This window comes from Kitasatospora sp. NPDC088160, assembly GCF_044741445.1.
Lineage (GTDB): Bacteria > Actinomycetota > Actinomycetes > Streptomycetales > Streptomycetaceae > Kitasatospora.
Window position 1 is genome coordinate 359,110 of the sequence record NZ_JBIUSS010000006.1, and the last position, 18,463, is coordinate 377,572.

Consider the following 18,463-nt stretch of genomic DNA (forward strand, 5'->3'; position numbering starts at 1 on the left):
AAGCTCCGTGCGGAGCGGGAGGAATACTTCCGGCTCGTGCGACAGGGCTACGGCAACAAGGAGGCGTGACGGCGCGCCAGATCCACTCCGAGCAGCAGCGATGAGTTCCCGAACGGCACATGGTCGGCGGGATCGTCGCCGCCGCGGTCGCCAAGGTCCCGGCGTCGGTGAAAGCGACTCGCGCAGAGGGTCCCGGCTGATGCAGACTGGTGCACCTAAAAGTCCTACTGGAACGCTAAGTTGACAACCCAGCAGGCGGGCCACGGTTCTGCCTGGTGGTCACGCCATCCCCGGCGCCGTTGGGCCTCAGGGCGATCCCCAGGGCCGTTGCAAAGTCCGGTGATCTTGTGAGTGTGCCTGGTCAGGCGATGCTGAGGAGGTCGAGCGGGCGGGTGAAGGGCTCGTAGGAGGCGTGTCGGAGGCCCGCGGCAATGTTGTGATGCCCGTGCTGCCGCAGCGTGTTGATCGCCAGGTTGCGGGGGGTTGCCATGTTCTCGGGGCCGTGGCAGGTGCGGATTTTCGAGGCGTCCTCGGCGAAGGTGGTGTCGCGGACGAAGTGCAGCCGGTTCTTGATGATCCACTGCGATCTGGCGAGCTGGCCGAGCCTTTGAGGCGAGGCCTGTTGCGAGGTCAGGTCGGTGATCGCGTAGATGGTCTGGCGGCTGACGGTGCCGGTCTTGAGGTCGGTGCGGTAGCGCAGGATGCGTGCGGCCTGGACGGCGTGGGGGAAGTCCAGGCCCAGGTCGGTGACGGTGAGGGCTCTGGTTACGCGGGTCTCCTTGCGGCCGTGGCCGGTCTCGCGGTCGTAGCGGTGCGCGGTGACCTCCTTCCACGGCAACGTCCGCAGCCTGCGATGTAGTTCGGGCTGGTTGCCCTTGACCACCAGCACGTAGTGGGCCTTCTTCTCCTCGACCGGGAAGCGCACGTGGCCGCGCTGGGTGTGCAAGGCATCGGCCGTGACCGTGACCCCGGTCAGGTCGTAGGGCTCCAGCAGCGCAACGAAGCAGGTGATCTCGTTGGTCTTGTCGGACACTCGCAGCTGGGTGACGGTCCGGCCGTCGCCGGTCATCGCGGCCAGCAGGTGAGCGGCGGGCGAGGTGCCGTGCCGGGAGCCGCGGGCGGCCTTGCCGTCCACGGCGATCGAGTCCGAGCCGGCCGGATCGGCGCCAGTAAGGTCGGCCAATCCGCCGGGACAAACGAGGCCGATGATTCGCCGGATCGTGGCGGCGCTCGGTGCGACGCGCACGCCCAGCGCGCCCACGACCCGGGCCCCCAGCCGGACCAGGGTGTGCTGCGGAGCGTTCGCGGACCACTGGCCGATGGCCGCGTACGAGCGCGCGCCGGCGACCACCGCCGAGGCGGCGACCAGCAGCACCGCCACGAACGGGTGACGCCCCCCTCGACGCAGACGCGGATCGGGCAGCAACCGGAACCGCTCCACCAGCGACAATCCCGCCACACTGTTCAGAGCGGGCGACTTGATCAGGCAGACGGTGGCAGACTGGCGGCACATCGAAGCTCCGGTGGTTCAGGGCGACTTGGGAAGGTCACCCCGTTCAACCGGAGCTTTGATGTGTTCGTGGCGGGTCGACCCGGTTCTAGCTCAGTTTGTGCCGTGTGATGACGCGCGGTGATCAGTGGCGGGTCTGAAGGCACTGCACGTCCCCGAGTCAGAACGGCGGATCTTCGGTGTAGCCGCCTGTCCAGGAAGCTCGTTCGGCCACGAGACGGGCGTGGCGTTCGCGGGCCGCGATGTCATCCGCGTTCTCCAGATCGCCAGTGTCGTGTCCCCATGCCTTCAGTGCGTCCAGGGCGCGGTCTCGGTTGTAGCGGTCAGTGCTGGTGGCCAGCAGACGGTGGGCGTGGTCGACCAGCACGCCCCGGTGCGAAGCGAGGAGGGGGTGCTCTGCGAGGGGGATGGCGGTGAGCAGGGCCGCGTCGCGTACGTCGGCGTGATCGTGGTCGAGGAGAGGATGAACAGCGGAGAAGAGCGCCGGGCGCAGATCCCGAAACGCGCGCATCTCCCCATACTCGTCGAGGAACCGCTCGCCGAAGTGGCGTTCGCCGATGGCGACGCACTCGTCGTCAGCGTCATAGGCGGTGTCGCTGAGCCAACCAAGCCGCCTGACGAGGGTTGGGCGACGTGGTGGCATGTCGGGAGCAATGCTCAAGACCTGTGGATCAACCCCGGGCGGGACGCGGAGGGCATACCTTCCCGAATGATCCTGTGATGGTCACCGAGTAGGCCCGCGTTGCAGCGCAGGTCGGGAAGGCACGCCCGTGCTCAGCGTAGTGAATGCCGATGGTTCGACGGAGTCCGGCTCCCTGATCGACGAGATCGTCCGCGAGGGCGCCCGGCGCATGCTCGCTGCCGCGCTGGAAGCAGAAGTCAACCAGTACATAGCCGAGTTGGCGGCGGAGAAGGACGAGTGTGGGCGGCGCCTGGTGGTCCGCAACGGCCACCACCGGCCGCGGTCGGTGGTCACCGCGGCCGGGCCGGTCGAGGTCAGGGCCCCGCGGATCAACGACCGGCGCGTGGACGAGACGACTGGAGAGCGCAAGCGGTTCTCCTCGAAGATCCTGGCGCTGTGGTGCCGCAAGTCGCCGAAGATCTCCGAGGTGCTGCCCCTGCTCTACCTGCACGGCCTGTCGTCCGGGGACTTCGTGCCCGCTCTGGAGCAGTTCCTCGGTGGCACCGCCGGCCTGTCGCCGGCCACCGTGACCCGGCTGACCAAGCAGTGGAGCGACGACCACGCTGCCTTCCAGACCCGGGACCTGTCCGACCGGGACTACGTCTACGTGTGGGCCGACGGCGTGCACCCCAAGGTCCGCCTCGGCCAGGCCCACTCGTGCGTCCTGGTCCTGCTCGGCGTCCGCCTGGACGGCACCAAGGAGCTCATCGCTCTCGCCGAGGGCCTGTGAGAATCGACCGAGTCGTGGGCCGACCTGTTGCGTGACTGCCGCCGCCGCGGGATGCGTGACCCCGAGCTGGTGGTCGGGGACGGCGCCATGGGCCTGTGGCGTGCGCTCGCCGAGGTGTTCCCGGCCGCACGGCACCAAAGGTGCTGGGTTCACAAAAGCCGTAACGTCACGAACTGCCTGCCCAAGTCCGCACAGCCTGGCGCGACGAAGGCGATGCAGGAGATCTACAATGCCGAGGACCGTGGCCATGCCGAGCGGGCGATCGAGGCCTTCGCACGCGCCTACGGCGCCAAGTTCCCCAAGGCGGTCGCGAAGATCACCGACGATCGGGACGAGCTGCTCGCCTTCTACGACTTCCCGGCCGAGCACTGGATCCACCTGCGGACCACGAACCCCATCGAGTCGACCTTCTCCACGGTCAAACTCCGCACCAAGGTCACACGAGGTGCCGGCAGCCCGGCCGCTGCCCTGGCGATGGTGTTCAAGCTCGTCGGTCCGCCCAGGCGCGATGGCGTGCGATCACCGGCGCCCACCTGGTGCCGCTGGTCCGCGCCGGCGCCCGCTTCGAAAACGGCGTCCTGGTCGAGCGGCCCGAGGTAGCAGCATGAACGACATGTTCGAGGCACTCGAAGCTCTGACCGACCGCGATCCGGATCGTCGGGACGTCGCCGCCGACGTCCTCGGGGACCTCCTGCGCGGCACCGCACTCGACGCGGACTCCGCTCGCCTGGTCGTCGGACGTCTGGTCAGCCTGGCCGTCAACGAACCGGTGACCAAGGTGCGCGAGTCCGCCCTGAACTCGACCAGCGAGGCGTTCGACCACTACCGCCTGCCTCTGGCCCTCGTCGAACCACTGACCGCAGCCATGCCGACGATGGAACGCCAACTCCTCATCCACACGCTCTACATCCTCGGGGCCACCCACGACCCGCAGGCCCGGCCGCTAATCGAGCCCTTCCTCCATCACCCCGACCCAGAGGTTCGCGAGGAGGCTCGGCTCGCAGCAGCCGAGCTCACCGCTGTCGAGCAGAAGGGCCTCACCCACAACTCTTGACTATTGCTCCGCCTGAAGTTCCACCCTGCACTCGGACACTGTCTGTTTACGCCGCGAGGGTGTGACCTTGCTGGTGCCGCTGGCGGATCTCGATGGGCGTGAGGTAGCCCCACTCGGGGTGCCTGCGTAGACGCCTGCGGTTGTAGAAGGTCTCGATGAACGCGAAGACCTCCGCGCGGGCGGTGGCGCGGTCCGGCCAGATCCGGGTGCTGATCTCCTCCTTCAGTACGGCGAAGAAGCTCTCGGCGGCGGCGTTATCGTAACAGGAGCCGACTCGTCCCATCGACTGCCTCATCTCCAACTTGCCTATCTCACTGCGGAATTCATTCGACGTGTATTCGCTGCCGCGGTCCGAGTGAAAGATGCAGCCGCGTTCCAGGCCGCCGCGGCCGGCGGCCATCCGCAGCGCGGCCACCGGCAGCTCGGCGCGGTGGTGGTCGGCCATCGCGTAGCCGACAACTTCGCGGGTGGCCAGGTCGATGCAGGTGGCCAGGTAGAGCCAGCCCTCCTCGGTCGGCAGGAACGTCATGTCGCCGACCAGCCGCATCCCGGGGCGGGGTGCGGTGAAGTCGCGCCCGATCAGGTCCGGGGCGAACACGGGCTTGCGGGCCTGGCGGGTCAGGCAACGGAGCCGGCGGCGGGTGATGCCCGTGATCCCGCGCTCGCGCATGATCCGCTCCACCTTCTTCCGGTTGACCGCCCGGCCCTGGCGCCGCAGTTCCGCGTGCACGCGCGGGACGCCGTATGCGCCACGGGACGCCAGATGGATCACCACGATCTCGGCGACGAGCAGGTCCTCGGCCCGCTTGCGGGCGCGACGGGCGGCCTCGCCGGCCCGCCAGTCGTAGAACGAGGACCGGGCAATGCCCAGGACACGGCAGATCTGCTTGACGCCCCAGGCGCCGTGGTGATCCTCAACGAAACGGAAGCGGATCATCACCGTGTCGTCTCGGCCGCGAAATAGGCGGCTGCCTTGCGCAGGATCTCGATCGTCTTCTGTTGCTCGACCGTCTGCCGCCGCAGCCGGGTGAGCTCCTCGCGCTCCGCACTGGTCAGCTCGCCCGGCCTGCCCTCGCCACGGTCCGTGCGGTCCTGCTTGACCCAGCCCCGCAGCCCCTCCGGACTGACCCCCAGCTCCCTGGCGATCTCGGTGACGTTCCGGTGCGGCGACGAGCGCACCAGCGCGACCGCATCCCGCTTGAACTCCGCCGTATACCGCTTACTCATGTTGCTCATGGTTCCCACCTGAGACTGCTTCCTCCGGGCTCACATGTCCCAGTGTCCAGGTGTCCGAGCCAAGGGTGGAACTTCAGCCCTCGCGGCGTAGCACCGTCATCAGCTTGCGGAAGTCCTGCGGGCTCAGCCCGGTCAACGGGGCTATTCAGGACGGCTCCGACGCCGTGATCACACCAGCCATAACGGGATCATGGCATCGAGCCTATGGCTCGAATGCGGAGGTCACCAGACCAGCTCTCGCAATGGACGCTTCCTGATGCGAAGTCCAACTCAAGGCCCATCCGCCCCGTCAGCGGCTCCCACTCCTCTCGGACTCCGAGCACGACTTCCCCAACGCGGCTCGCCAGCGGGGTCTCCTCGTCAACGGGTCGCACGTCGATCCTGCCCCAGTCGCCCATGTCGTAGCCCTCGTACGGCTCGGACGCCTCAACCACAAGGCACCAGTCCGTTCCGCTCATGATGTGGGTGGACACCCCCTGGTCATCGATGAGCCACAGATCGACCGGGGTGTCAGATTCTCGTCCCTCATATACGTGCCAGGACGCCACAAGCCGCACCAGCCGACGACCGATCAGCGACGCGGGATCGATGCCAGGTCCGTGAGCTGGACATACGGGGTTCGAGGGCTCCATCCGGGCACCGTACCGTCGTCCTCGCCCCGGCTCACCCGCTTATACGGGACAGCCCTTAGCTCACCGCGAGAAGAGGAACCAGTTCAGAGAACTCCTGGACGTCACCGGCTGGGACACCGAACAGCTCGCCGATGGCGCCGCGCTCTCCACGGAGATCGGGTCCTACGGCGCCGGCGGCCGGTCCCACTACGAACCCCGGCCCGTGGACCCGTCTCGCTGGGACTGGGCCGGCGACACTCCCTGACCGAGCGCCGCGCTGCCCGCCCACGCACACTGGAACGACCGGTCCGCGCCCGACCCCCGAGCGGGCAGCGGACCGGTCCCCAGGTGTCAGTGCCAGGTCACCTCGACATGCTGTGTGAGGAACAGCAGCGTGGCGACGGCCAGCTTGGAGCCGGCGTTGGCCAGAAGGTAAAACTGGCGGACTCTACACGTCCCTGTCGGCTGGTCAATCCCCGTCGACCTGCGGGTTTGGTCGGGAGCGCGGTGGTGGCCTCCATCCCCTGAGCAGGGTGTGGAGGCCACCGGGTTCGTGGTGCGGCGGTCGGGGCGTCGGCGGGCCGGGGCGTTGCTGCGTGCGGTCGCGAGCACGCGCGGGTGGGCGTCGCCGTCCCGGGGTGAGCGGCTCTCCCGGGACGGCGTCATGGCCTATTGCCCGGTGCCGGCCGCGGGCGGTGCGACGGTTTCGCCGCCGGTGCGGACGGCGTCCAGGACGCGCTGGTGGTAGTGGGCCAGGGACTCACCCATGGGCAGGGGGGTGGGGGTGCCGGTGAGGGTGTACCACTCGTCGGCGCCGCGGGTCTGGACCGCGACCCATGCCTGCCCGGTCGGGAAGGCGGTGGTGACGACGGTCAGCTCGCCGGTGATGCAGCCGACCTCTTCGGTCATCACTCCGCCGGGTCCGGCGGTCACGTGCGCCTGGTGGCGTTCGGCGTTTGGTGGGACGGTCACTGGTCGCAGGTGTCGAGCATGTCGGACAGGGCCTGCTTCTCGGGGGCGGTGATGTTGAGCTGGTAATGGCTCTTCACCTCGATCCACGCGCGGCTGTACGTGCACCAGTACGACCACAGCGGCGGCTTCCACAGGTCCGGGCCCTTGTCGCCCTTGGAGCGGTTGCTGGCCGCAGACACCGAGACCAGCTGAGGCTCCACCAGGTCGTTCGCGAGCGCCTTCCTCGTGCTCGTGTCCCAGAGATCGGCACCACTGCGCCAGGCGTTCGCGAGCGGCACGACGTGGTCGACGTCAAGATCCTTTGAGTTGGTGAAGGCCTTGCCGTCGTACGGGCTCATCCAGGTGCCGGAAACGGTCTGGCACTTGTCGTTCTGGACGACGTCCCGGCCGTCCCTCGCCAGGACAACCTCGCGGGTTATCTGCATGCGTTCCGTGACTCCGTGCCACGTGGGCCACAGGGGCAGGCCGCCCTGTGCCTCGCTGATATCGACCATACGGTGAGGGACGAGATCCACAGATGATGCAGGAGAGCACCACCGCATGTTCAGAGCAGAAAAGGCGATATCCCCGACCACCGGGGCGGTCACCTGGCTCCTCGTTGACGAGGAGACGTACATCCCTCACCCGGAGAGCCTTGAGTACTCCATCCACCTGCGCGCCAAGAACCGCTCGCCGCAGACTCAGCGGAACTATCTGCCCCGCGTCGGGCGGTTCCTGAACTGGTGTTCCGGACGCGGCACCGACTGGAAGACCGTGTCGCTCGGCGAGATGGCGCGCTACAAGTTCCACATCGAGCAGACGCCGGACCCGCGTACCCTCCGTCTGCCGACCGGTAAGACCATCAATGCCGTGGTGGGCACCGCCTGCGGGTTCCTGCGCTGGTGTGCGGCGACCGGCATCGTGGCCCCCGAGGTCGCGTCCGCACTCAGCGAGCCCCGGTTCCTCCAGTACACGCCGAAGGGCTTCAATGAAGGCGAAGACGGACAGTTCCGACGCGTCAACGCCCGTGTCCTGAAAGCAGCCGAGATCGAGCTGCCACCCGCCGTCCTACTCACCGGGCAGGTCGACCGGATCCTCTCGGCTGCCGGCACCGCGCGCGACCGCTTCCTGCTCGCGCTGCTCCTCGGTACCGGCCTGCGCATCGGCGAGGCGCTTGGCCTGCGGCGCGAGGACATGCACTTCCTGCCCGACTCCCAGCACCTGGGCTGCCAGATCGCCGGGGCGCACGTGCACGTCAGGCCCCGCCAGAACAACAGCAACGGTGCACGCGCCAAATCGGGGAGGCACCGGCACGTTCCCGTCGAGAGGCGGGTGGTGAACGCCTACCGGGACCACCTCGTTGAGCGCGACGGTGTCCAGCAGGCCGCGGGATCCGACTTCGTGTTCGTGAATCTGGCCTCGCGCCATGCCGGTTTGCCCATGTCGTATTCGAATGCCAAGCAGATCATCGAGCGGATCGGCAACCGTTGCGGGTTCCGGGCCCGGCCGCACATGATGCGGCACACAGCGGCGACCGCCTGGATCCGTGCGGGAATCGACCCTGACGTGGTGCAGACTCTGCTCGGTCACGTCTCCGCGGCCAGCACGGCTGTCTACCTCCATGCCAGCGACGACGATCTGCGTGCAGCAGTCGATCTGGTGGCAGCCGGAGGAATCCGATGACCGTCGCGCACGACTACGCCGAACTGCCCGCGAGCCAGGTCGCACGGACCGACTGGGCGGCCTGGCTCGCCGACCGGCTCGACCTCCAGTGGCGGACGGGTGAGTGGGATCCCGGCAGCCTGCTGTTCACCACGGATCTGGACAGCCCGCGGACCCGGGCCTTCGCCTGCCGCGTGACGGCCTGCGGCGTGCTGGTCGAGTCGCCAGCATCCCGCTGCGAAGCATGTCGGGCTGTCAGCGCACGGCGCGGTCACCCGGCCGACTTCGATACGACTCACACGCCCTCCCTGCCCGCGGTGCGGCAGCCCAATGTGGGGGATGGCCTGCAACCGGGCCGGTCACAGTTCGCTCTCGGGGACCTCTCCACAGCAGTGCGGGCGGAGATCCTCTACTGCCTTCAGCGTCGTGACGAGGAGGACCGCCCGGTCGTGCCCGCGTTGATGCGCCGCATCGTCCGCAACCTCCCGCCAGGGCTGTCCTCGCTGATGGACCTCGGCATGCCGTTGTCCATCACGCACCTCCCCAAGACCACATACAGCCTGGTCAACGACATGCAGGTCAGACTCCGCCGGGCCCGCGTTCAGTACGACGGCGTCGATCCGACGCTCGGAGACGTCTGGGACTGCGCGCTGGTAGGGCTGCTGTCCGCACCGAACCGCCGCTATCCCGCGGCCAGCGGGCACCTGGACTTCCGGCCGATCCGGCAACGGTGGCTGCGCGAGATCGTTAAGGAGTACGGGCGAGCCGTGCGGCCCACCGTGTCGGAGTTGAGGCGCACGGCTAACGTCACGGCGCTCGCCTCGAACGCGCTGGCGTCCAGGCCCGCCGCCGAGAGGCCGCAGGCGCTCGCCCTGGCCGACATGACCGTTGTTGTCGAGGCCATCGAGATCGCCCGCAATCCAAAGAACGGCAGCGCCTACTCCCAGGCCCAGCGCAGGGCGATGCTGGGCTGGTGGCGCCGACTCCTTCAGTACGCGCGCCTGGCTGGCCTGATGGACGACATCCCGGGGGTCTTCGCGCTCAGCCCCGAGCTGCACGGCATCGAGGCCGTCGACATGACCGAGGACGAGAGTGGCCGCGCGATCCCCGAACACGTCATCGCGCGGCTCGACCAGTACCTGCCCCTGATGGGCGCGGAATCCACCTACAAGCACGCCGGCTGGCAAGCCGGCGACTTCGCGGCCATGTATCAGGAGGTCTACCGCATCATCCGCGACACCGGACGCCGTCCTGAGGAAGCCACCTCGCTCAAGCGCGACTGTCTGCAGTGGATCGACGGCAAGCCGTCCCTGATCTACGACAACCGCAAACGCAGACGTTACGGCCGGCGCCTTCCGATCAGCCCGGAGACCGCACGGCACATCCAGCAGTGGCAGAAGCACCGCGACAGTCTCCCGGAGATGCCGGGCTGCGAGGAGTGGCTCTTCCCGGCACCCGGAGCCACACGCAGATCCCGCGTCAGGTACCTGACCGCTCACTACTTCTCCGCCAGGGTCTTCCGCGACTGGGTTGACGGCATCCCCGAACTCCTCGACAACCGCCTCGACGACAACGGCGACCAGGTCCCCTACCGCCGTTCGGAGACCATCGCCTACGGCCTGCGACATGCCTACGCACAGCGGCACGCCGATGCCGGAACCGCCATCGACGTGCTGTGCAAGCTCATGGACCACCGCTCACTCGACGTCACCATGGGCTACTACACCGTCTCCCAGGAGCGGCGTCGCAAGGCCGTCGAAACGGTGGCGGTACTCGCCGCCGACCGTCACGGGAACCCGAGAGGCTCCAACGACCCGCTCGCCTACGAGCTGCGATCCGTGGCGGTGCCGAACGGAGGATGCACCGAGCCCAGCAACGTCAAGGCCGGCGGCGGGCACTGCCGCATCCGCTTTCAGTGCGCCGGCTGCGACTTCTACGAGCCCGACCCCTCCTACCGTCCGGCACTGGAGCAGACCATCGCCGATCTGCGAGCAGATCGGGAGGCAGCGACGGCCATGGGCGCCGCGGACTGGGTGCTGGCGAACTTCGAGCACCAACTGGAGGCATACGCAAAGGTCTTGGCCGAGATGGACGAGCGCTTGGCTGGTCTGTCACCGCAGGAACGGGATGCGGTGGAGGCGGCGTCGAAGGAGCTGCGGAAGGTCCGCGCCTCTCAGGCGTTCTTCCCCGGTGACACTCTGGACATCAGGAGGGCCCCGTGATGGATCCGACGACCGTTGCCCGCGAGGCCCGCGTAGAGCGGCTGCGGCAGGCACGGACCGCCGACAGCAAGGCCAAGACCAAGCGGAGCCTCGACGCCGTCGCCGGCCTCGTCGCCGCAGGCGAGCGGATTACGGTCGCGCGCGTGGCCCGCAAGGCCGCCGTCTCCACCTGGTTCGTCTACAACAGTCCGGACGTCCACCAGGCGGTGCAAGCTGCCGTCCAGGAACAGGCCCGGCACGGCATTCCGGCCGCAGCCATTCTCCCGAAGCAACGGGTCAGCGAAGCCAGCCTGCAGACCGACCTCGCACTCGCCCGCGAAGAGATCAAGGGCCTGAAGACGGAACGGGACCGACTCCAGGATCGGGTCAGGCTCGCCCTCGGCGCTGAGATCGACGACGTCCAGCGAACCGAACTTCTCCGCCGCATTCGGGACCTGGAGAGCCACAACGCGCTCCTGATCTCCGAACTTGCCGAGCAGACCGCGCGAGCTGGAAGGCTCGAACGTCGCACAGTCGAGCTGGAAGACGAGGTCACCGCAGTCCGTAGAGCCCTCGCACGATCCATTCGAGCGGTTCCAAGCTCGGCTCGATAGCCGCCGGAGCCCACAACCTCGCCGGTGCTTCTGGCCAGATAGCTGGCCAGAAGCACCACCCGGCTACGAGTCCGCGGTCATGCTTCCGGCGGACGCACCCAAGGGGCAAGGCGTTCCCCAGCCTCCAGATTCTCGCGCCAGTACCGGAAGACGGTTCCCTGGACGATGTCGAGCTGCCGGGCCGCGATCAAGCCGGAGGCGGGTTCAGGTCCTCCCGCATCGGCCTCGAAGGCGACCAACACCTCAGGTGTTTCACCAACCTGCCGAGACACGATCCGGGCCTCCGCGGGTGTCGGCTCGCGGAACGTCGGATCGTGGAATGAAGCGGGACATATGACGAAGACCGGGTCGCTGAAGACCAGCTCCAGGCCGTGGTGGTACGACAGGTCGTGGCCGGCGCCCAGCCGCAGCCGACCGGCGTTCCCGCTGACAACGTCCCAGTCCCACCAGGACCCATCTGGAAGGTGGATCACAAAGCTGCCCCCCAAATCGAACGAGCGGGCAGGCTACACGGGCGCCCACCCCGAATTGCCGGACACTACCCGGCCTTGGCATTTCCGAGCTCGACTGCCAGCGCGGCCATCTCCCGCAAGCGCTCGTAGTACTCGATCGCGCCGCCCTCATCACCGATCGACGGAACGACCTTTTCAAGGGCCCCAAGGCACCCGAGGAGGATGCTGCGGCGCTTCTCATCAAGGGGCCCCGACAGTGACGAGGAGACACAGCCAGCGGTGTCCGCGTCCAGCAGCACCATGTCTTGGCCCTCGATGTCCTGACCACGAAGATGGGCCGGGAACCTCGCGCGAATGTGCTCCTCCCACAGTCGTGAGAGGAGGTCCAGTTCCGGTTCGTTCACGTTCGAGATCATGCATCAGATGCCAATCAGTCCAGTCGTTTGAAGGTGTGCTGGAGTTCTCCAGCCTCCAGCAGCCCGACGATCACATCCACCATTCCCGCGATGCCTGGGGAACGGACGATCAGGCCGTCAGAGCATGAGAAGTACCTGCCACCCAGGGCCTCTCCGGTGCCGTCCCACCGATTCATCAGCCGGCCGACTTCGTCGACGGTCAGGATCGTCGCGCCCCACCGTGATCCGTCAGGGAGGAGGACTTCGGCATCGGTGTTGCAGACGTCGTCGAGATCCTCGTGCGGATCCGGGAGGAAGCGGATCTCGAAGTCGTTGTTGCGGACTCGATAGAAGGGGCCGTGCCATCCTGCCTCGGCGTCGGGCCGGTCAGGATCATCGGCCGCGTCATCGGGACCGGCATAGTCGTCGGGTGCCTGTGGGTACAGGTCCAGCGCGATGTCGAGGCCGAGGTCTCCGGCCTCTCGAAGGAGCGCGGAGGGGAGAGCGCATCCGCCCTGGCCGCTCTCACTGCCGAAGCCGAGGAACAACTCCAGCTTGCAGTCGGCGGCCAGGCTCGCCAATTCGTCGTGCTTGCCGACCAGACGACGGAGGAGTTCGGCGACGTGATCCTCTGGACATCGGTCGTTGTCCAGGCCACTCTTGAGAATCCAGACGGCGGCCCCACGCCGACGGCTGAGTGGGTTCCGTGGACTTGAGAGGCTTCCCCGCTCGTACTCGTGATCAGGGGTAATGCCCAGCCGCACCGAGATCTCACTCGCGCGGACAGTCCAGCTCGTGATCCGCAGGGATCCAGCCGACCACTTCGTGCCCGGCATCGGCGACAGCTCTATCGATTCGTCAGACACGGCGACACCATGACAGGTCACCGCGCACCTGGCCAGCAGGTTTCTCCGGAGCTGCTGTGCCTCACGTGCCTCAGACAGCGATCTTCAGCTACATTGCTGTGCTGCCACTGGCTTTCCGTGAGTCTCCGGAACCAGCAGTGCAGATAACGCGGGTGTCGCACTCCCCGTACTGCTTGGCCCAGTGAGGGAACTTGGTACGGCTGTAGCCCTCCATGGAGTGAGGCTCGGCCACGGTCAGGTCGGCCAGTTCATCGCGCGCGACATCGACGGGCGGGGGCTCGGGCAGCGTGCGGTGGGTGGCTGTCGCCGCGGCGGCGGGGGCGGTGGTGCCGGCGAAGGCGGGACCTGCGGCCGGCAGAGCGGTCAGGACGAGCGTGGCGAGGACGGTGGCGGTACGACGCCACCCAGCATGAGTGATTATGCGACCAGCAGTACCGGATCCCCGTGACCCCGTGATGGCCCGTCACTTGAATGGCGGCGAGCCGACGGTGCGCGTTGACTCTGGCCAGCACTGACCAGCGGGTACGGGAAGCCGCTGAGCGACGCGACTTGTGGGCGCTGCCGGGATTGGTGGTCGGGCCTTTGCGTTCCTGGTCGCGGCGGTGCTCCTGGGCTCCTGTGGTGGAGGGGCTGCGCGGCCCCGGCTCCTTGGCGGGTTTGCACCCGACTCGGGGGCCGGGGCCGCGCAGCCCGGTGGCTCTATCAGCAGCTACGCCATTCCGCGGAGACTTCGCCGTTGAATTGCTTGCCGGGCGCGGCCCAGACGTCGATGTACTTGGTCGCGCCAGCCGGGCCCACCTGGGCGCTCTGAGCGGGCTCGCCGCCCCCGATGTAGTAGAACTTGAAGAAGACACATCGCCCGTCGGCCTTGGCGTCGTAGATCGTGCCCGTGGCGTGGTTGCCTTCGCACATCTGGCCGCTGCCGCCGCCCTCGCTGCGGTAGTCGCTCCAGGGCGAGCACGCCTTGATCGACACCGTGGCGTCGGGCGCCGCCGCGGTGGTGGCGCTCGCCGCGGGCACCGCGAGTGCCGACACCGCGAACAGGGTGCTTGCCACCACTCCGAAGATCCTCTTCTTGATCACTGGTCTTCTCCTCCACTTGGGGTCCGTGACCCCTCGGTTGTCGGTTTTGAAAATGCCGGGGGCTTCGTGGCGTTCCGAGAGCCATGGGGTCTCAGATGCCGTTGTGCTTCACAGCAGCGGCGGACAGTTCGCGAGGCCGCGATTCCGTTGACGTTGCTGAGTTGTGCTCATATCGGTGCCAGGGCCGTCCTCACGACTGGACATCCCCGGCCCGGAGCTCCTCGGGCTCGGCCTGGTGGCGGCCGTAGCGGCCGCCACCAGGCCGTCCCCCGTACGGCACGAGGGCGGTCTCCAGGGTTCGTCGCGTCATGATGTCCCGCTCGGTTCGGTATACGGATTCCGGCGGGAGAGCTGGCCCGGTTCCACTGTGCGGCCGGCGCTGATTGTCCATCAACGAGAAGACGGAAAAACCCAGGTGGGAGCCGGACAAACCCCGTTGTCCACGGACAAGAGACCGGCGCCTGGCCGACCCCGGTACCCCCCCTCGCGTCCGGCGGCTGGACCATCCCCGACGGCCCCGCCGCCCCGGAGCTGGCCCGCCTGCTCGGCACCTACGCCACCCGCGTGCTGACCTCGCGTGGTTCCATCGCCGTCTCCGGCCTGGAACTCGTCACCGCGCTGCGCCCCCGACCTGCGCGGTGCGCACCGAAGCTGGCTGGTCATCGGGGCCTACTCGGCGGCCGGCGACTCCACCGACGACCCCCGCCCCCGGATCATCACCCAGAAGATGCCCGGTGACGTGGCCCGGCGCCTCTACGAGGCCCGCGACGCTGGCGCCACCCAGGCCCAGCAGGAAGCGATCCTCGCCGAGGCCCTCGGCGAGCACTACTTCAAGGACGGCGGCCGCCGCGCCCGCGGCCTCGATGTCGAGCTCAACGACGTCGCCTGGATGGACGTCGAGCTGTAGAACCACCATCCGCCCCACGTCACGACCGCTCGTTGTGACTGAGCGTTTGGGTTGGCGAGGTGCGGAGTTCAGCGCTACTGCTCCGGGAGACGGCGGATGAAGTCGAATAGCAGGGTGCAGAACGCCGTTGGCTGTTCCAGTGTGGACGGTCACGTAATTCGGCTCTGGCGCTGATCTTGTGATCGGGCCAAGCCGCAAGCCCCACTGATCCGTCTCGCCCGCGTCTTCGTATCTTTGGTGCCATGGCGAATGAAGCAGAGCCGGCACCGCACACCAATCGGTGGGGCAACACAGCGAATTCGGTCCCGGGCAGCAGCGAGTCCTATCGGGACGTCTGCACGTGCTTCGACCAGGGCCGGGTGAGCAACCGGCGACGGGTGCGCTTCCACCGTGAGCGTCAGGACACATCTTCGCCGGCCTGGCAGCACCTCCTGGCGCTGATCGAGGAAGCCGCCGCCGACGGGCGGGAGGTGTTTCGGCCGTTGGTGGAGATGAGTCCCCGAGAACGACGCCAGATCGTCACCCTGCCGCCCAGCATCGCGAAGCTCACCGCCGTCAAGCAGTTCATCCTCTACGGCAGCAACCTGGTTCGGATCCCTCCGGAGATCGGCGCCATGAGCAGCCTGCAGGAGTTCACCCCGTACACCTCCTACCGACTGCACTGGTTCCCGTACGAGCTAACCAGGTGCCCGAGCCTGAAACGCAGCACTGTGAGCACACGCGCTCTGTACGGCAACGAGAAGTTCCGCCCACCGTTCCCCCCGCTCCAGCCCGGCGGCGTGGAGACCGCAGACCTCAGCCTCGACGACGTCGACCCCGCAGAATGGGGTACTACGGCACTCCGCAGGTGCAGCGTGTGTGACCGGTCGCTGGAAGGAGCCAAGATCCACCAGGCATGGATCTCGCTGCGAGTTGCCACCGACGTCTTGCCGCTCCTGGTAAATGCCTGCTCCGCAGCCTGCCTACAGGTGATTCCCAAGCCTCCCGAGGGCTACGTCCAGACCCCGCACACGGGCGGCCCCGGACTTGCCCAACCCCTCGCTGACTACGCCTGACTTCCCATCATGCCAACGAGCCGCGGCTCAGCTGCCGGATGCCGGCCCAGGTCGGCATCCGGGCCATCACAAGATCAGCGCTGACCTTGTGACGTAGTCGCGTCAGGGCGTCAGGAGTATGCGCTTGCGGAGGAAGTCGAGGTTGGCTCGTCCGAATCCTTGCCTTTTGAGGAGTTTCGCCCGTGTGACCTGTCCTTCGACCTGTCCGGAGCTCCACGGGGTGGAGAGCCCGGCCGTGACGGCGTCGACGTCGCGGCGCAGTCCACTGACGAGGGAGTGCAGGGCGGGCAGGTCGTCGGCGAGGACACGTTCCATCCAGGCGGGCAACTGGTCGCCCCGCAGGTCTTGCATCATGGCGGCGAAGTCGCGGACGTGGTGGGTGACCGCGTTGAGTTCGGGGCAGCCGGCCTGGATCTCCTTGAGGTCGACGGCATCATCGGCTGTCAGATTTGCGGGGTCGGTCATGATCCAGCGGACAATGCGGCGGGGCCGTGGAGCCGGGCGGGGCACGGGTGGTGCGGCGGTGGAGGCCTTGAAGGGACGGAGGTAGCGGCGGACGGTCTGGATGCTACTGGCGAAGCCCATGGTGACGATCTCCTGGTGGAGCTCGACCGTGGTGTGACAGCCCTCGTTCCATCGCTGATGGAGGTGGGGCTTGTACTCGTCCAGGATGGTGGAGCGGTTCGTCGCTTTGACCAGCAGTTCGTCGATGCTGGTGGCGCGGGCGAAGCGGCGCACGGTGGACCGGTCCAGCCGCAGTGTCCGGCAGATGTTCTCCAGCGTGCTGCCGCCCTCCAGGAGCTGTCGCACAGCGGTGTAGCGTTCCCTGGTCCGAGTCACCAGGCGGCGTTCGCGTCCGCAGACGTCGAGCATCCCGGCAGCCGGTTCCGGCGGCGGTGGCGTCAGCCAGATGTCGTCGCTTGTCGGCGGGGCTGCCCGTACGGTGTTCTCGTACGCGGTCCGAGCGCAGGCGTGGTGGGCAGCGACGGTCTTTTCCACGGCCTCGCCGAGGTTGTGCCACAAATGCCAGGCGTCGGCGACCTGCACCGCTTGCGGGGCTCCGCTGCGGGCGCCCTCGGCATAAGCCCCGGCCCGGTCCCGGCAAATGATCTCCACTTCCGGGTGGCCCTTCAGCCATGCGGCCAGCGGTTCGGCATCCCGGCCGGGCAGCACGTCCACCGGGCGCCGTCTCTCCAGGTCCACCAGGATCGTGGCGTACGAGTCGCCCTTCCGGAGCGCGAAGTCGTCGACACCGAGCACGCGGATCTGCCCGACGGGTTCTTCCGGCGTGGCGCGGACCAGGCGTAACAGGGTGTCCTTGGCGACGCGCAGGCCCAGCACCCCGGCCAGACGGGCACCCGCGCGGCCTGCCAGCGCGAAAGCGATCGAGGTCAACTGCTCACGCATCAGTGGCGTGTAGCGGGCATGCGGGCTCGTCAGCCCCGCAATCTGCTCGGCGAACGTCACCGCCCGACACGCCGGGTTCGAGCACTTGAACCGCCGCACCAGCAGCTCGATCACCACCCTGGCGCCACCGGCCGCCGCGTCCAGGAGCCGCCGCATGTACCGGCCGTGCACGCGGTCCGACGCACTACCGCAGTGCGGACAGTCCGCACCCGCCGAGCGGGCCCGCGCATGCATCGTGACCACCCCGGCCGCAGCCCGCTCGACCAACTCCACCACGACACCAGCCAGATGAGGCAACAACACCTCAAAACTCCGCGAAGAACACGCGAGCCATAATCACAGACGCCACTGACACCGGCAGCGTCACAAGATCAGCGCCAGAGCCGGTAATTCCCCAGGCCCTGACTGTGTGAGGGGCTAGGTTGGCGAGCATGGAGACCCGGGGGCGGACGTATCAGTATGTGGGTCCGGCCGAGCTGAAGGAGCTCGTCCGGGCGGGTGGCGAGGGCCGGAGCATGCGATCGGCGGTGGACTTCGGCATGTGGGCCTCCGAGCGGACCCCGGATGAGCTGGCCGAGCCGTTCACCTTCGTCGTCGATGCCAGCGGGGTGTTGCGACTGGCTCCGCGCCGCAGCGAGCACGTGGTGTGCGCCGGCGGCGACGAGGTCCTGAGCGCCGGCGAGATGAGCTTCCATGAGGAGTCCGGGCGGTGGGAGGTCGAGGAGGTCAGCAACCAGTCGACCGGATACTGCCCGGACGTCATCTCATGGCCGGCCGTGGCCGAGGCCCTGGACCGGATCGGGGTCCAGCGCCCGACCGGCTTCACCCACGAGGTGGTCTTCCGCCGCTGCCGCTCCTGCCGGGAGCTGAACATCGTGCGGGACGAGGACTTTGTCTGCGTCTTCTGCGGCGAGGACCTGCCTCGGGAGTGGAACGTCGCCGAGCTGGATCGCTAGGCAGTGTCGTCAAAGTGATCTTGGCTAGTGGATCATGGTGTGGTGATACGTCGCCATGAACTCTCCGATGCCGAGTGGGGCTTGGTGGAGC

General features: G+C 67.8%; 19 protein-coding genes and 2 pseudogenes. 8 read left to right on the top strand and 13 right to left on the bottom strand.

The window, feature by feature from the left end:
• Positions 1-361: 361 nt before the first annotated feature.
• Both ACIOGZ_RS12160 and ACIOGZ_RS12165 read right to left on the bottom strand, forming a co-directional pair.
• Positions 362-1,513 carry an ISAs1 family transposase gene (locus ACIOGZ_RS12160; RefSeq protein ID WP_400985786.1) on the bottom strand — a complete coding sequence of 384 codons (1,152 nt, stop codon included), beginning with the start codon at positions 1,511-1,513 and terminating at the stop codon, positions 362-364.
• 157 nt (positions 1,514-1,670) lie between these two features.
• Positions 1,671-2,171, bottom strand: coding sequence for a hypothetical protein (locus ACIOGZ_RS12165; RefSeq protein WP_400985788.1), 501 nt, complete (start codon positions 2,169-2,171; stop codon positions 1,671-1,673).
• A 109-nt stretch (positions 2,172-2,280) separates the two neighbouring features.
• On the opposite strand from ACIOGZ_RS12165, the pseudogene ACIOGZ_RS12170 reads away from it, so the two are divergent.
• Together ACIOGZ_RS12170 and ACIOGZ_RS12175 are read left to right on the top strand one after the other, a co-directional pair.
• A pseudogene (locus ACIOGZ_RS12170) lies at positions 2,281-3,530 on the top strand (IS256 family transposase).
• Positions 3,527-3,976 carry a HEAT repeat domain-containing protein gene (locus ACIOGZ_RS12175; protein WP_400985790.1) on the top strand — a complete coding sequence of 150 codons (450 nt, stop codon included), beginning with the start codon at positions 3,527-3,529 and terminating at the stop codon, positions 3,974-3,976. The pseudogene ACIOGZ_RS12170 and the gene ACIOGZ_RS12175 overlap by 4 nt, the downstream one beginning before the upstream one ends.
• A 46-nt stretch (positions 3,977-4,022) precedes the next feature.
• On the opposite strand, the gene ACIOGZ_RS12180 is transcribed toward ACIOGZ_RS12175, so the two are convergent.
• The 6 genes and pseudogenes from ACIOGZ_RS12180 to ACIOGZ_RS12205 all read right to left on the bottom strand — a co-directional run bounded on the left by ACIOGZ_RS12180 (position 4,023) and on the right by ACIOGZ_RS12205 (position 7,220).
• Positions 4,023-4,913, bottom strand: coding sequence for an IS3 family transposase (locus ACIOGZ_RS12180; protein ID WP_400985792.1), 891 nt, complete (start codon positions 4,911-4,913; stop codon positions 4,023-4,025).
• Positions 4,913-5,212, bottom strand: coding sequence for a transposase (locus ACIOGZ_RS12185; RefSeq protein ID WP_400985794.1), 300 nt, complete (start codon positions 5,210-5,212; stop codon positions 4,913-4,915). Before ACIOGZ_RS12185 ends, ACIOGZ_RS12180 begins: the two co-directional genes overlap by 1 nt.
• A gap of 76 nt (positions 5,213-5,288) precedes the next feature.
• Positions 5,289-5,393, bottom strand: a pseudogene (locus tag ACIOGZ_RS12190) (IS5/IS1182 family transposase); the annotation flags it as partial.
• Between the two features lie 7 nt (positions 5,394-5,400).
• Positions 5,401-5,685, bottom strand: a complete 285-nt coding sequence (locus tag ACIOGZ_RS12195) for a hypothetical protein (protein ID WP_400985796.1) — start codon at positions 5,683-5,685, stop codon at positions 5,401-5,403.
• 807 nt (positions 5,686-6,492) lie between these two features.
• Positions 6,493-6,795: a hypothetical protein gene (locus ACIOGZ_RS12200; protein ID WP_400985798.1), complete on the bottom strand. Its 303-nt coding sequence runs from the start codon at positions 6,793-6,795 to the stop codon at positions 6,493-6,495.
• On the bottom strand, positions 6,792-7,220 hold the full coding sequence (locus ACIOGZ_RS12205) for a DUF1524 domain-containing protein (RefSeq protein WP_400985800.1): 429 nt from the start codon (positions 7,218-7,220) through the stop codon (positions 6,792-6,794). The genes ACIOGZ_RS12200 and ACIOGZ_RS12205 overlap by 4 nt, the downstream gene beginning before the upstream one ends.
• Positions 7,221-7,335: 115 nt before the next feature.
• On the opposite strand from ACIOGZ_RS12205, the gene ACIOGZ_RS12210 reads away from it, so the two are divergent.
• The 3 genes from ACIOGZ_RS12210 to ACIOGZ_RS12220 are packed head-to-tail and all read left to right on the top strand — an operon-like array spanning position 7,336 to position 11,251.
• Positions 7,336-8,457, top strand: a complete 1,122-nt coding sequence (locus ACIOGZ_RS12210) for a tyrosine-type recombinase/integrase (RefSeq protein WP_400985802.1) — start codon at positions 7,336-7,338, stop codon at positions 8,455-8,457.
• Positions 8,454-10,658 carry a tyrosine-type recombinase/integrase gene (locus tag ACIOGZ_RS12215; RefSeq protein ID WP_400985804.1) on the top strand — a complete coding sequence of 735 codons (2,205 nt, stop codon included), beginning with the start codon at positions 8,454-8,456 and terminating at the stop codon, positions 10,656-10,658. Before ACIOGZ_RS12210 ends, ACIOGZ_RS12215 begins: the two co-directional genes overlap by 4 nt.
• Positions 10,658-11,251, top strand: coding sequence for a DUF6262 family protein (locus tag ACIOGZ_RS12220; RefSeq protein WP_400985806.1), 594 nt, complete (start codon positions 10,658-10,660; stop codon positions 11,249-11,251). The genes ACIOGZ_RS12215 and ACIOGZ_RS12220 overlap by 1 nt, the downstream gene beginning before the upstream one ends.
• Before the next feature lie 77 nt (positions 11,252-11,328).
• Here ACIOGZ_RS12220 and ACIOGZ_RS12225 read toward each other — a convergent pair whose 3' ends face one another.
• From ACIOGZ_RS12225 to ACIOGZ_RS12240, 4 genes are all read right to left on the bottom strand, one after another.
• Positions 11,329-11,724 (bottom strand): hypothetical protein, encoded by a 396-nt coding sequence (locus tag ACIOGZ_RS12225; RefSeq protein ID WP_400812372.1) that lies wholly within the window; start codon positions 11,722-11,724, stop codon positions 11,329-11,331.
• A 65-nt stretch (positions 11,725-11,789) separates the two neighbouring features.
• Positions 11,790-12,119 (bottom strand): hypothetical protein, encoded by a 330-nt coding sequence (locus ACIOGZ_RS12230; protein ID WP_400985808.1) that lies wholly within the window; start codon positions 12,117-12,119, stop codon positions 11,790-11,792.
• Positions 12,120-12,133: 14 nt separating this feature from the next.
• On the bottom strand, positions 12,134-12,964 hold the full coding sequence (locus ACIOGZ_RS12235) for a DUF4279 domain-containing protein (RefSeq protein WP_400985810.1): 831 nt from the start codon (positions 12,962-12,964) through the stop codon (positions 12,134-12,136).
• Positions 12,965-13,666: 702 nt separating this feature from the next.
• Positions 13,667-14,047, bottom strand: a complete 381-nt coding sequence (locus tag ACIOGZ_RS12240; protein ID WP_400985812.1) for a hypothetical protein — start codon at positions 14,045-14,047, stop codon at positions 13,667-13,669.
• A gap of 577 nt (positions 14,048-14,624) precedes the next feature.
• Between ACIOGZ_RS12240 and ACIOGZ_RS12245 the strand changes: the two genes are divergently transcribed.
• Both ACIOGZ_RS12245 and ACIOGZ_RS12250 read left to right on the top strand, forming a co-directional pair.
• Positions 14,625-14,954, top strand: a complete 330-nt coding sequence (locus ACIOGZ_RS12245; protein ID WP_400985814.1) for a hypothetical protein — start codon at positions 14,625-14,627, stop codon at positions 14,952-14,954.
• 242 nt (positions 14,955-15,196) lie between these two features.
• Positions 15,197-16,009: a leucine-rich repeat domain-containing protein gene (locus tag ACIOGZ_RS12250; protein ID WP_400985816.1), complete on the top strand. Its 813-nt coding sequence runs from the start codon at positions 15,197-15,199 to the stop codon at positions 16,007-16,009.
• Positions 16,010-16,111: 102 nt separating this feature from the next.
• On the opposite strand, the gene ACIOGZ_RS12255 is transcribed toward ACIOGZ_RS12250, so the two are convergent.
• Positions 16,112-17,719, bottom strand: a complete 1,608-nt coding sequence (locus ACIOGZ_RS12255) for an ISL3 family transposase (protein ID WP_400985818.1) — start codon at positions 17,717-17,719, stop codon at positions 16,112-16,114.
• 128 nt (positions 17,720-17,847) lie between these two features.
• Between ACIOGZ_RS12255 and ACIOGZ_RS12260 the strand changes: the two genes are divergently transcribed.
• The gene (locus ACIOGZ_RS12260) at positions 17,848-18,372 is read left to right on the top strand and encodes a hypothetical protein (protein WP_400985820.1); all 525 of its coding nucleotides are present in this window, start codon (positions 17,848-17,850) and stop codon (positions 18,370-18,372) included.
• Positions 18,373-18,463 lie beyond the last annotated feature (91 nt).